Genomic DNA, 12,352 nt, shown 5'->3' with positions numbered 1-12,352 from the left:
AACGTCCTCATAGTCGGATCGACAGGCCATCGGCCAGGGATTGGCGATACGCGCGCCACGCCGGCACGCTGCCCATCAGCAACGCGGCGATCAGGATGCCACCGAGCAGCGTCCATTCATATTCACTGGGCCAGGCGAGTGGCAGGTACAAACCGTAATTGGCTTGCACATACCCCTGGGCCAGGGCGATGCCCACGTACAAAAGCCCCAGCCCGGCGATCACACCCGACAACGCCAAGGCAAACGCCTCCAGCACCAGCAACGTCGCGATGTGCCACGGCCGGGCGCCGACCGAGCGCAGAATCGCCATCTCGCGGCGTCGTTCGTTGAGGCTGGTGAGAATCGCCGTGAGCATGCCGATCAACCCGGTCAGCACCACAAACAGCGAAACCACGAACAAGGCTTTTTCCGCCGTGCTCATCAGACTCCACAGCTCTTGCAGCGCCACCCCGGGCAGGATCGCCAGCATCGGCTCGCCACGAAATTCGTTGATTTCGCGTTGCACGGCGAAGGTCGAAATCTTGCTGTTGAGGCCGAGCATGAACGCGGTGATCGCTTGCGGCGTCAGGTCCATGTTGCGCGCCTGATCGGCGCTGATCCGGCCTTTGCCCTGGGCCGGCACGCCGTTGTGCCAGTCGATGTGAATCGCTTCCATGCCGCCGAGGCTGATGTGCAGCGTGCGGTCCACCGGGGTGCCGGTGCGTTTGAGAATGCCGACCACGGTGAACGGTTTGTCGTCGTGTTTGACCAGGCTGATCACCGCCACGCCATGGGCCAGCACCAGTTTGTCGCCGAGCTTGTAGTGCAGCGCCTCCGCCACTTCGGCACCGAGCACCACTTCGAACGGATCGCTGGCGAAGGCGCGGCCATCGGCCAGTTCCAGGTGTTGCTGATGACCGTATTGATAGTGTTCGAAGTACGCCTCGGTGGTGCCCATCACCCGGTAACCGCGATGGGAATCGCCGAGCGACATCGGGATCGCCCACTTCACTTTCGGATTGTTGGCGAAGTGCTCGAAGCTGTCCCAACGGATGTTGTTGGTGGCGTTGCCGATGCGGAATACCGAGTACAGCAACAGGTTCACCGAACCGGAGCGTGCGCCGACGATCAGGTCGGTGCCGCTGATGGTGCTGGCGAAACTGGCCTTGGCTTCGGTGCGCACCCGTTCCACGGCCAACAGCAAGCAAACCGATAATGCGATGGCGAACGCGGTGAGAATCGCGGTGAAGCGGCGGTTAGCCAGGCTGGCCATCGCAAGACGAAACAAATACATCTCAGACCTCGAACGGGGTGGCGGCGCGATTGAGATCGGCCAGCGACAAGTGGCGATCGAACAGCGGCGCGAGGCTTTGGTCGTGGCTGACAAACAACAGGCTCGAGCCGGCTTCGCGGCATTCGGCGAACAGCAGGCGAATGAAGTTTTCGCGAGCGTCGTAATCCAGGGCCGAGGTCGGTTCGTCGGCGATCACCAGTTCCGGCTGACCGATCAATGCGCGCGCGGCGGCGACCCGTTGCTGCTGGCCGATGGACAGCGAGTCGGCGCGGCGGCTGAGGATACTTTCATCCTTCAAACCCAAATGCGCGAGCAGGGTGGCCGCGGCCTGGTCGACGCTACCGTGGCGTTGTTTCGCCCGTTCGGTGCGCAGCCTGGAGAAGTGGCAGGGCAGTTCGACGTTCTCGCGCACCGAGAGAAACGGCAGCAGGTTGAACTGTTGGAAGATGTAGCCGGTGTGATCCACGCGAAAGCGGTCACGCGCGCCGGCACCGAGTTCGGTCAGTTCCTGGCCCAGCAGGCGAATGCTGCCGCGATCGGGTTTCTGAACGCCGCCGAGCAGTCCGAGCAGGGTGGTTTTACCACTCCCGCTGGGACCTTTGAGGAACAGCGTTTCACCGGGTTCCAGGCGAAACGCCGGGATGTCCAGCAGCGGCGGGTGACCTGGCCAGCTGAAGCCCAGGTCGGACAGTTCGATGAGTGCTTGGGTCATGTGAAACCGGTCAGGTTGGTGTTGAACCCTGTAGGAGCGAGGCTTGCCCGCGAAGAGGCCATCACGTTCAACAGTGATGTCGACTGTAACGACGTCTTCGCGGGCAAGCCTCGCTCCTACAGTGGCGAGGTTAAATTCAGAATTTCAGGGCGGCCGCCTTGGCCGTCACTTCAACCCCTTGCTGGCCGCTCGGGCTGATCAGTTGTACCTGAATCTTCTGGGTAGCCGGGAAGGTATTGAAGATGTTCGCCAGGTCCAGGGTTTTCAGCGCGCCCGGGGCCGAGCAGGTGAATTGATAGTGCGCGTGGATTTCGCTGTGGTCGTGGTGATGTTCGTCTTTGGCATCTTCGTCATCAGCGTCTGGCTTGTCACCGAACAGCGGGCTTTCCAGTTCCTGGGTCGCCACTACACAACCGGCGGCTTTCGGCAGGTTGAACAGTGACAACGGTTTCTCAAGCTGTGCACGAGCGGCGGCGACTTTGGCCTTGTCGGCGTCAGTGGTGGCAACGTGTTCGAAGCCCACCAGGTTCATCGCCGGGCTTTCCAGTTCCAGCTCCAGGGTCTGACCGTCCAGCGCTGCATTCAGGCGAGCGACGCCATGTTCGTGGGCGCTGAGGCTGCCGTGTTCATGATCGTGGTCGTGATCATGTTCTTCAGCGGCGTGGGCGACGGCCAGCGGCAACAGGGCAAACGGCAGAGCGAGAAGCAGACGGCGCATGGCGGGTCTCCGAAAGTAAAATGAAGAGTTTGTTATGTAATCTTATAACGAAAGTGCGAGGAGTTTGACCGCCTGCTTGGCGTTGCGCAAGTCACATGGGAGCATGCAAGTCAGAAATGTGCAGGAGCAGACTTATGTTGCGTATACGCGGAAGCATCGGCGACTGGCCGGTGGATTTGACGTTGGAGATGGATGACGCCGACTGGGCTCGGTTCGGCGCGCAGTTGCAGGTGGTCACACCTGACACCAGTGCAGCCAGTGCTGCCCCGGCCAAGCCGATGAACCAGGATGATGCGCTGTGGCAGATCGCCAAAGACTTGCTGCGCAAGGCCGGGCAATTGAGCGGGCCGGATTTGCTGGAGCAGCTGGAAGGACTGACCGGCAGCGCGGCGTCGGGCAAGCGCCTGCTGGTGCGCCTGCGCCATTGCGCGGAGGTGAAAGTGTCGAGCGGCGGGGATACGCCGCTCTACAGCTGGATCGAGTAAACCGCAAAGATCGCAGCAGCTCTTACAGGGAAACAAGATCCCCTGTAGGAGCTGTCGAGTGAAACGAGGCTGCGATCTTTTGATCTTTCAATAAAGCGCAGCAAACAACTTGCGGCGGTAAGTGGTCACCAGCGGATGATCATTGCCCAGCAGTTCGAAGACCTGCAGCAAGGTCTTGTGCGGCAAGCCTTCGCTGTAACTGCGATTGCGGATGAACAGTTTCAGCAAGGCATCCAGCGCGGCGTCGTATTGCTGGCGGGCCAGTTGCTGGATCGCCAGTTGATACACCGCTTCATCGTCCTGCGGGTTTTTCGCCAGACGTGCTTTCAGGTCTGCGGCATCCGGCAAATCCTTGGCCTGACCCAGGAACTGGATCTGTGCCTTGGCGCCGGCCAGCGCGGCTTTGTGCTCGTCGCTTTTCACCGCGTCGAGCACGGTTTGGGCTTCGCCCAGTTCGCCACGTTCAGTCAGGCAACGGGCATAGAGGATCAAGGCGCCGGCGTTAGTGTTGTCTTCGCCCAGTAGCACTTTGAGCGCGGCCTCGGCGTCGGCGAAACGGCTGTCATCGAACAGCGCCTGGGCCTGTTCGAACGGATCGGCGGCTGCGGGTGGCGGCATTTGTACGTGAGGCTCAAGCATCGCCCGCACAGCCGATTCCGGTTGCGCACCGGCAAAACCGTCCACCGGCTGACCGTCCTTGAACAACACCACCGTCGGCAGGCTGCGAATGCCGAAACGGGCAACGATGTCTTGTTCGAGATCGCAGTTGACCTTGGCCAGCAACAACTCGCCCTGATAGCTTTCGGCGATGGTCTGCAGCATCGGCATCAGCACTTTGCAGGGCGCACACCATTCGGCCCAGAAATCCACCAGCACCGGTTTGTGGAAAGAGTTCTCGATCACCGACTGGTCGAAATCGGCGGTCGTGGCGTCGAAGATGTACGGCGTTTCCTGACTCATGGGGGATCTCTTGGAAGCGTGAATGGGGCAACTATACGGCTTGACGGGGGGCGGCCGGAAGCGGGGTGGCGGTTGAGAGGTATGTTGCCTGACCGGACGCCTTCGCGGGCAAGCCCGCTCCCACAGGGATCTTCTGTGAATGTAATCTTTGTGAACAACACAGAACACTGTGGGAGCGGGCTTGTTCGCGAAGCTTTCAGGCGCGCCGCGCGTGGTACAGGCTCACATGCCGAAACTCTTCAGGTTCGGCCAGATCCGGCAGGGTCATCGCTTCCAGCATTTCGATGCGTTGATAGAGCGGATGCCTGAAATCCCTCACCCGCGAATCCGCCACCAATGCCTCCTGGCCGCGGCTCAAAAACTGATCAAGCAATGGCAAGTTCGCCCGGTCATACAAAACGTCGGCCACCAGAATCAGATCAAACCGGTCCGCCTCGGCGAAAAAATCCGACGAGTAGCTCAGCTCCACTTCATTGAGTTCAGCATTCGCCCGGCACGCGGCAATCGCCAGCGGATCCAGGTCACAGGCCACCACTTCCAGCGCCCCGGCCTTGACTGCTGCAATTCCTGCCACCCCGGAACCGGCGCCAAAATCCAGCACCCGTTTGCCTTTGACCCATTCTGGAAACGCTGCCAGATAACGGGCCACCGCCAAACCGCTGGCCCAGCAGAAACTCCAGTACGGCGGCTCATGCAGAATCCGCCGGGTTTCTTCCGGGCTGAACGCGCGGTCCATGTTGTCGCCGTCGATCAACCAGAGTTTCAGCTCGGTGCCGGGTAACGGGACAGGCACCAGCTGCGCATCACCGAGCAATTCACCCAACGCCTGTTGCAGGTCGAGCGGTGCAGTCATGGCGCTTTGACGAATTGCAACTGACCCAAGGCCTGAGTCGTCGGCTGGGTAATGACTTGCGACGGCAGATGCAAAATCAGCTGACCGGACTGGCTGGCACGGCCGCGCAGTTCAACACGCACGCCCGCCGGGAACGATTCCGGGTTGAAGCGCAGGTGAAACGGCAGAATCTGATTGGTGCCGATCAGGCTGGAGCTGGCGAGCAATTGTTGCGGACGGTCCTGGGCATCGATCACCAGCAGCGCCAGCTCGACTTCGGCACCGGCCGGTATGCCTTGCAGGGTGCCGCTCAATTCACGCTGATACGCGGGCAACGGGCCGAGGTTGGCGGATTCCTTGGCTTTTTTCTGCGCCGCCTGCGGGGCGGGCCCTGGCGTTGGCGGCTGAGGCTTGGGCGCATCGCTGCTGCAGGCCACCAGCAGGCTGAAAACACTGAGCAATACGAGCGGTCTTAGGGACATTTGCGGCTCCAGCAAGGTGAAATCCATGGATCAAGCTCTATAGCCAGTCTGTATACCGCAAACCCTATGGCTTGTCTTGCCACGGGGATGCGCTACCATGGCCCTCCCTTTTTTTGTTGCCTGCCACCATGCACTGTCCCTTCTGCGGTGCCAACGACACCAAGGTCATCGACTCGCGTCTGGTCGCCGAGGGCGAACAGGTGCGCCGCCGGCGTGAATGCCTGGCCTGCGGCGAGCGTTTCACGACGTTCGAGACTGCCGAACTGGTGTTGCCGCGCCTGATCAAAACCGACGGTAGCCGTCAGCCCTTCGACGAAGAAAAACTTCGCGCCGGCATGCAGCGCGCGCTGGAGAAGCGCCCGGTGAGTGTCGAACGCCTCGAATCGTCGCTGGTGCACATCAAACACAAACTGCGCGCCACCGGTGAACGCGAGGTCAAATCCCTCGTGGTCGGTGAACTGGTGATGGCCGAGCTGCAAAAGCTCGACGAAGTCGCCTACATTCGTTTCGCCTCCGTGTATCGGCGCTTCCAGGATCTCAACGAGTTCCGCGAAGAGATCGATCGCCTGGCCCGTGAGCCGGTGAAAGAATGACCACCACCCCGGAACAAGCCATCCTCGACGCCCATTACATGGCCCGCGCCCTGGAATTGGCGCGCAAAGGCCACTACACGACCCACCCCAACCCTCGGGTCGGCTGTGTAATCGTGAAGGACGGGCAAATTGTCGGCGAAGGCTGGCATGTGCGCACCGGCGAACCCCATGCCGAAGTCCACGCCCTGCGCGCCGCTGGCGACAAGGCCCGAGGCGCCACCGCTTACGTGACCCTCGAACCGTGCAGCCACCATGGCCACACGCCGCCCTGTGCCGATGCGCTGGTGAATGCCGGCCTCGCACGGGTCGTCGCTGCGATGCAGGACCCGAATCCGTCGGTGGCCGGTCGCGGTATGCAACGCCTGGCCCAGGCTGGCATCGCTGTCGAAAGCGGCGTGCTCGAAGGCGAGGCGCGCAAGCTCAACGAAGGTTTCCTCAAGCGCATGGAACACGGCTTGCCGTTCGTGCGGGTGAAGCTGGCCATGAGCCTGGACGGTCGCACGGCGATGGAAAGCGGCGAGAGCCAATGGATCACTGGCCCAGCGGCGCGCTCAGCAGTACAACGCCTGCGCGCCCAGGCCAGCGTGGTGCTGACCGGCGCCGACACGGTGCTGGCGGACAACGCCCGATTGACCGTGCGGGCCGATGAACTGGGTCTGGACCCCGAGCAAACGGCCCTGGCCATGAGCCGTCCGCCGCTGCGCGTGCTGATCGACGGCCGTTTACGCGTGCCGCTGGACGCTCCGTTCTTCAAGGCTGGCCCGGCACTGGTCGCCACTTGCATGGCGATTGAAGAGCAATACGCCAACGGTCCGGAATGCCTGATCGTGGCCGGTGACGATGGGCTGGTCGACCTGCGCAAGTTGCTGGTCGAACTCGCTGCCCGTGGGGTCAATGAAGTGTTGGTCGAAGCGGGTCCGCGTCTGGCGGGGGCTTTTGCCCAGCAAGGTCTGGTGGATGAATTCCAGATTTTTATCGCCGGCAAGTTCCTCGGCTCCTCGGCTCGCCCATTACTGGACTGGCCGCTCGCGCAAATGAAAGACGCGCCCGAGCTCAAAATCACCGAAATTCGCGCGGTTGGCGATGACTGGCGAGTCATCGCCATTCCTGCGCCGGCGGCGAGCGTATAATTCCCGGCCTGCGCCACGCGACGGCTTTGTTCTCGAGGAGGACTCCATGTTTACCGGCATCATCGAATCCATCGGCAGTATTCGTGCATTGACCCCAAAAGGCGGAGATGTGCGGGTCCACGTAGAAACCGGCAAGCTCGACCTGAGCGACGTCAAACTGGGCGACAGCATCGCGGTGAACGGCGTCTGCCTGACTGCCGTTGAATTGCCGGGCAATGGCTTTGCCGCGGACGTCAGTCGCGAAACCCTCGACTGCACCGCCATGAATGACCTGAAAAGCGGCAGCCCGGTAAACCTGGAAAAAGCCCTGACCCCGACCACTCGCCTCGGCGGGCATCTGGTCAGCGGTCATGTCGATGGCGTAGGCGAAGTGGTTGCCCGTACCGAGAATGCCCGTGCCGTGGAATTCCGCATCCGTGCGCCGAAGGACCTGGCCAAGTACATCGCCCATAAAGGCTCGATCACCGTCGACGGCACCAGCCTGACCGTGAACGCGGTCGATGGCGCCGAGTTCATGCTGACAATCATTCCGCACACCCTGAGCGAAACCATCATGGCGTCGTACCAGCCTGGTCGCCGGGTGAACCTCGAAGTCGACTTGCTGGCACGTTATCTGGAGCGCCTGTTGTTGGGCGACAAGGCCGCAGAGCCAGCCTCCAGTAACATCACTGAAAGCTTTCTGGCCGCCAACGGCTACCTCAAATCCTGACTGAAGGGGGTGCCTTGTGGCGCTCAATAGCATCGAAGAACTGGTTGAAGACATCCGCCAAGGCAAGATGGTCATCCTCATGGATGACGAAGACCGCGAGAACGAAGGCGACCTGATCATGGCCGCCGAGTGCTGCAAGGCCGAACACATCAACTTCATGGCCAAGCACGCCCGTGGCCTGATCTGCATGCCGATGAGCCGCGAGCGCTGCGAGCTGCTCAAGCTGCCCTTGATGGCCCCGCGCAATGGTTCCGGCTTCGGCACCAAGTTTACCGTGTCCATCGAAGCGGCCGAAGGCGTGACCACCGGCATCTCCGCTGCCGACCGCGCGCGCACCGTGCAGGCGGCTGCGGCGAAAGACGCCAAGGCTGAAGACATCGTCAGCCCTGGCCACATCTTCCCGCTGATGGCTCAGGCCGGCGGCACCCTGGCGCGCGCTGGCCACACCGAAGCGGCCTGCGACCTGGCGCGCATGGCCGGTTTCGAGCCAAGCGGCGTGATCTGCGAAGTGATGAACGACGACGGCACCATGTCCCGTCGCACCGAACTCGAAGCCTTCGCGGCCGAACACAACATCAAGATTGGCACCATCGCCGACCTGATTCACTACCGGATGATCCACGAACGTACCGTTCAGCGGATTGCCGAGCAGCCTTTGGACAGCGAACTGGGCCAGTTCAACCTGGTGACCTATCGTGATTCCGTGGAAGGCGACGTGCACATGGCCCTGACCCTGGGCACCGTGTGTGCCGAAGAACCGACCCTGGTTCGCGTACACAACATGGACCCGCTGCGCGACCTGTTGATGGTCAAGCAACCGGGCCGCTGGAGCCTGCGCGCCGCCATGGCCGCAGTGGCCGAGGCGGGCAGCGGCGTGGTGCTGTTGCTCGGTCACCCGCTCGATGGCGACGTGTTGCTGGCGCACATCCGTGAAACTGCGGACCAGACGGCCGTGAAAAAACCGACCACTTACAGCATCGTTGGTGCCGGTTCGCAGATCCTCCGGGACCTGGGCGTACGCAAAATGCGCTTGATGTCGGCGCCAATGAAATTTAATGCGATATCCGGTTTCGATCTGGAAGTTGTAGAATACGTGCCCTCCGAATAATGACCGGTTGTTTCCAGTCCTTGATTCGCGGCTAACACATCACTGAGGGATGCGTAGAAAACGCGTCCCGGCTCTTTAAGAGATCTAACGAATGACCCTGAAGACCATCGAAGGTACCTTCATCGCCCCTAAAGGCCGCTACGCTTTGGTAGTGGGCCGTTTCAACAGCTTCGTCGTTGAAAGCCTGGTCAGCGGTGCAGTTGATGCCCTGGTTCGCCACGGCGTGAGCGAAAGCGACATCACCATCATCCGCGCGCCTGGCGCCTTCGAAATCCCGCTGGTTGCGCAGAAAGTCGCTCAGAAGGGCGAATACGCGGCAATCATCGCCCTGGGCGCGGTCATTCGTGGCGGTACTCCGCACTTCGAATACGTGGCGGGCGAATGCACCAAGGGCCTGGCCCAGGTGTCCATGGAGTTCGGCGTTCCGGTCGCTTTCGGCGTCCTGACCGTTGATTCCATCGAGCAAGCCATCGAACGTTCCGGCACCAAGGCCGGTAACAAAGGTGCCGAAGCTGCCCTGTCCGCTCTGGAAATGGTCAGCCTGCTGGCGCAGTTGGAGGCCAAGTGATTAGCGACGAAAGCGATCGTTTCAACCCGCGCGATCCAAAGCCTGCGGATGCTGGCAAGCCATCGAGAAGCGTCAAGCGTCGCGAAGCCCGTCAGCTCGCGACTCAAGCGCTGTACCAGTGGCACATGGCCAAGCAGTCGCTGAACGAGATCGAAGCGCAGTTTCGGGTCGATAACGATTTCAGCGATGTCGACGGCGCCTACTTCCGTGAAATCCTGCACGGGGTTCCAGCGCAGAAGGACAAGATCGACGCCGCTCTCAAGCCTTGCCTGGACCTGACCATCGAAGAGCTGGACCCGGTTGAACTGGCGGTATTGCGCCTGTCCACCTGGGAACTGCTTGAGCGTGTCGACGTCCCTTACCGCGTTGTGATCAACGAAGGTATCGAGCTGGCGAAAGTCTTCGGTTCCACCGACGGCCACAAATTCGTCAACGGTGTACTCGACAAGCTGGCCCCGCGTCTGCGTGAAGCTGAAGTGAAGGCGTTCAAGCGCTAATCGGCGCTTGCAATCGCTATGGGTGAGTTTGAGCTGATCCGCAATTTCTTCGCCGCCGCGCCTTGTGCGCAAGGCGGTGAAGGCGTTGCCCTCGGGATCGGCGATGACTGCGCCTTGCTCGCTGTTCCTCCCGGGGAACAGTTGGCGATTTCCACCGACACGCTGGTTGCCGGCGTGCATTTCGCAGATCCTTGCGACCCGTTTCTGCTCGGTCAGCGTTCGCTGGCTGTAGCCGTCAGCGATCTGGCCGCCATGGGCGCCACCCCAATTGCCTTTACCCTTGCCCTGACCTTGCCTACGGTGACTGCCGACTGGTTGGACGCCTACGCCCGTGGTTTGAATGCCATGGCGCAGAGCTGTGGCGTGGCGCTGGTGGGCGGCGATACCACGCGCGGGCCGCTGAGCCTGACGATGACCGTGTTTGGTCGTGTGCCGGCCGGCAAGGCGTTGACCCGCCGGGGGGCGCAGCCCGGCGATTTGCTCTGCGTGGGCGGTGAGTTGGGCAATGCGGCGGGTGCCTTGCCGCTGGTGTTGGGGCAGCGTACGGCTGAAACCGCCATCGCCGACCCATTGCTGGCCCATTACTGGTCACCGCAGCCGCAACTGGCGTTGGGTCAGGCGCTTCGTGGCAAAGCCACATCGGCGCTGGACATCTCCGACGGCCTGCTCGCGGACTGCGGGCATATCGCCCTGGCGTCGAATGTCGGCATTCAGGTTGAACGCGACCGCTTACCGCTGTCGAACGCTTTAGTCGCCTTTCTCGGCCAGTCGGGGGCTGAAGACGCGGCCCTGAGTGGCGGCGATGACTATGTACTGGCCTTCACCCTACCGTCCGTCGAGTTACCCGCGTTGCTGGCCGCCGGCTGGCCGATCCACATGGTCGGACGTGTGGTGGCAGGGCAGGGCGTTGTGCTGCTGGATGCCGCTGGGCAAGACATCACCCCGCAAACCCGGGGCTATCAACATTTTCGGGAGACACCGTGACAGATCATCCCAAACAGGTCCCGGCGGAATTCGTACCGCCTTCGGTCTGGCGCAATCCCTGGCATTTCCTGGCGTTCGGCTTCGGTTCGGGCACCTTGCCAAAAGCACCGGGCACTTGGGGGTCGTTAGTTGCGCTACCCTTCATCCCGTTGTGGCAGATGCTGCCCGACTGGGGTTACTGGCTGATGCTCGGCGTCACCATGCTGTTCGGCTTCTGGCTGTGCGGCAAGGTCGCCGACGATCTGCGGGTCCACGACCACGAAGGCATCGTCTGGGACGAAATGGTCGGGATGTGGATCACCCTGTGGCTGGTGCCAGAAGGTTGGTACTGGTTGCTCGCGGGGTTCTTGGTGTTCCGCTTCTTCGACATTCTCAAGCCCTGGCCGATTCACTGGATCGACCGGCATGTGCACGGTGGCGTCGGGATCATGCTCGATGACGTATTGGCAGGTGTGTTTGCGTGGTTGGCGATGCAGGGGCTGGTATGGATTTTCGCCTGACGGGCGAGACAGGGGACTAAGGATGGCTCGGCGCCGGTTGGCTGTGATGGTGTTCGCCATGTTTTGCTCGTTCGCCCAGGCGGAGGATGCCGCGACGACGCCCTCCGTGATCCATCTGGCCAGCGAGGAATGGGAAGACTATACCGCTGCTGACGGGCATGGCCTGGGGTGGGATGTGCTGCGGGAAGTGTTCGAACCGGCCGGGATCAAACTGGCTTTTCGTACCGAACCTTACACCCGCGCCGTGGGCCTGGCCCAGCGTGGTGAAGTGGATGCCTGTGTCGGTTCTTACCGTGACGAGGCCAGTGATGTGCTTTATCCACGCTGGAATTACGATACCGATCACATCTACGCCCTAGGCCTGGCCAGTAATCCGGCGCCGACCCCGGAAACCCTTGGCAACTATCGACTGGCCTGGGTCCGCGGTTACGAGTACCAGAAATACCTGCCCGGCGTGCAGCGCTATAACGAGGTCGTGCGGCGTACCGGCATTCTGTCGATGCTGACCCGTAACCGTGCCGACTTCTACATCGACGCACTGACCGAGGTCGACTACATCCTGAAGTGGGCCAAGGATCCGTCTCAGTTTCGGCGCACTCATATTGCGGAATTGCCGCTGTACCTGTGCTTCGCCGATACGCCCAAGGCTCGCGCATTGATGGCGCTGTTCGATCAGCGCATGGAACTGCTGGTGAAAAGCGGCCGATTGAAACCGATCTTCGAACGGTGGAAACAACCCTATCCGTTCAACCCGAACTGAACACGGTCAATGTGGGAGCGGGCTTGCTCGCGAAAACGGTA

16 protein-coding genes are annotated in these 12,352 nt (G+C 61.5%); 10 read left to right on the top strand and 6 right to left on the bottom strand.

The genetic code is table 11. The features are described 5' to 3' along the window. Positions 1 to 7: 7 nt before the first annotated feature. The 3 genes from ACA053_RS25930 to ACA053_RS25920 all read right to left on the bottom strand — a co-directional run bounded on the left by ACA053_RS25930 (position 8) and on the right by ACA053_RS25920 (position 2,703). A complete protein-coding gene (locus ACA053_RS25930; RefSeq protein WP_109635214.1) occupies positions 8 to 1,273 on the bottom strand; it encodes an ABC transporter permease in 1,266 nt (421 codons plus the stop codon). A 1-nt stretch (position 1,274) separates the two neighbouring features. Further along, positions 1,275 to 1,985, bottom strand: coding sequence for an ABC transporter ATP-binding protein (locus ACA053_RS25925; RefSeq protein WP_497313994.1), 711 nt, complete (start codon positions 1,983 to 1,985; stop codon positions 1,275 to 1,277). A gap of 136 nt (positions 1,986 to 2,121) precedes the next feature. Continuing rightward, positions 2,122 to 2,703 (bottom strand): DUF2796 domain-containing protein, encoded by a 582-nt coding sequence (locus ACA053_RS25920; protein WP_497313992.1) that lies wholly within the window; start codon positions 2,701 to 2,703, stop codon positions 2,122 to 2,124. A 134-nt stretch (positions 2,704 to 2,837) separates the two neighbouring features. On the opposite strand from ACA053_RS25920, the gene ACA053_RS25915 reads away from it, so the two are divergent. Then, positions 2,838 to 3,188 carry a hypothetical protein gene (locus ACA053_RS25915; protein WP_109635208.1) on the top strand — a complete coding sequence of 117 codons (351 nt, stop codon included), beginning with the start codon at positions 2,838 to 2,840 and terminating at the stop codon, positions 3,186 to 3,188. A gap of 87 nt (positions 3,189 to 3,275) precedes the next feature. Here the strand turns inward: ACA053_RS25915 and trxA are convergent, their stop codons facing one another. The 3 genes from trxA to ACA053_RS25900 all read right to left on the bottom strand — a co-directional run bounded on the left by trxA (position 3,276) and on the right by ACA053_RS25900 (position 5,462). Then, positions 3,276 to 4,148 (bottom strand): thioredoxin, encoded by an 873-nt coding sequence (gene trxA, locus ACA053_RS25910; RefSeq protein ID WP_219097484.1) that lies wholly within the window; start codon positions 4,146 to 4,148, stop codon positions 3,276 to 3,278. Positions 4,149 to 4,344: 196 nt separating this feature from the next. After that, positions 4,345 to 5,001 carry a class I SAM-dependent methyltransferase gene (locus ACA053_RS25905; protein ID WP_497313988.1) on the bottom strand — a complete coding sequence of 219 codons (657 nt, stop codon included), beginning with the start codon at positions 4,999 to 5,001 and terminating at the stop codon, positions 4,345 to 4,347. Next, entirely contained in the window at positions 4,998 to 5,462 is a 465-nt protein-coding gene (locus tag ACA053_RS25900) for a YbaY family lipoprotein (RefSeq protein WP_109636232.1), read from the bottom strand. The genes ACA053_RS25905 and ACA053_RS25900 overlap by 4 nt, the downstream gene beginning before the upstream one ends. Before the next feature lie 128 nt (positions 5,463 to 5,590). Here ACA053_RS25900 and nrdR point away from each other — a divergent pair, with 128 nt between their 5' ends. The 9 genes from nrdR (at position 5,591) to ACA053_RS25855 (ending at position 12,311) form a co-directional block, all read left to right on the top strand. Beyond that, positions 5,591 to 6,055, top strand: a complete 465-nt coding sequence (nrdR, locus tag ACA053_RS25895) for a transcriptional regulator NrdR (RefSeq protein ID WP_003228656.1) — start codon at positions 5,591 to 5,593, stop codon at positions 6,053 to 6,055. After that, positions 6,052 to 7,185 carry a bifunctional diaminohydroxyphosphoribosylaminopyrimidine deaminase/5-amino-6-(5-phosphoribosylamino)uracil reductase RibD gene (gene ribD / locus ACA053_RS25890; protein WP_497313986.1) on the top strand — a complete coding sequence of 378 codons (1,134 nt, stop codon included), beginning with the start codon at positions 6,052 to 6,054 and terminating at the stop codon, positions 7,183 to 7,185. Before nrdR ends, ribD begins: the two co-directional genes overlap by 4 nt. A 46-nt stretch (positions 7,186 to 7,231) precedes the next feature. Then, positions 7,232 to 7,894 carry a riboflavin synthase gene (locus ACA053_RS25885; RefSeq protein WP_497313984.1) on the top strand — a complete coding sequence of 221 codons (663 nt, stop codon included), beginning with the start codon at positions 7,232 to 7,234 and terminating at the stop codon, positions 7,892 to 7,894. A 16-nt stretch (positions 7,895 to 7,910) separates the two neighbouring features. Next, entirely contained in the window at positions 7,911 to 9,002 is a 1,092-nt protein-coding gene (gene ribBA, locus ACA053_RS25880) for a bifunctional 3,4-dihydroxy-2-butanone-4-phosphate synthase/GTP cyclohydrolase II (RefSeq protein ID WP_109635198.1), read from the top strand. A gap of 91 nt (positions 9,003 to 9,093) precedes the next feature. Beyond that, positions 9,094 to 9,570 (top strand): 6,7-dimethyl-8-ribityllumazine synthase, encoded by a 477-nt coding sequence (ribH, locus tag ACA053_RS25875; protein WP_003185938.1) that lies wholly within the window; start codon positions 9,094 to 9,096, stop codon positions 9,568 to 9,570. Continuing rightward, positions 9,567 to 10,067, top strand: a complete 501-nt coding sequence (gene nusB, locus ACA053_RS25870; protein ID WP_497394003.1) for a transcription antitermination factor NusB — start codon at positions 9,567 to 9,569, stop codon at positions 10,065 to 10,067. Before ribH ends, nusB begins: the two co-directional genes overlap by 4 nt. A gap of 18 nt (positions 10,068 to 10,085) precedes the next feature. After that, a complete protein-coding gene (gene thiL, locus ACA053_RS25865; protein ID WP_497394002.1) occupies positions 10,086 to 11,051 on the top strand; it encodes a thiamine-phosphate kinase in 966 nt (321 codons plus the stop codon). After that, the gene (locus ACA053_RS25860) at positions 11,048 to 11,551 is read left to right on the top strand and encodes a phosphatidylglycerophosphatase A family protein (RefSeq protein ID WP_403102722.1); all 504 of its coding nucleotides are present in this window, start codon (positions 11,048 to 11,050) and stop codon (positions 11,549 to 11,551) included. Before thiL ends, ACA053_RS25860 begins: the two co-directional genes overlap by 4 nt. A 22-nt stretch (positions 11,552 to 11,573) precedes the next feature. Beyond that, the gene (locus ACA053_RS25855; protein WP_497313979.1) at positions 11,574 to 12,311 is read left to right on the top strand and encodes a substrate-binding periplasmic protein; all 738 of its coding nucleotides are present in this window, start codon (positions 11,574 to 11,576) and stop codon (positions 12,309 to 12,311) included. The last annotated feature ends 41 nt before the right edge of the window (positions 12,312 to 12,352 follow it).

This window comes from Pseudomonas sp. LBUM1672 (assembly GCF_059695655.1).
Note: the sequence above shows the minus strand (reverse complement) of the source record. Positions and strands in the feature narration are given on the sequence as shown.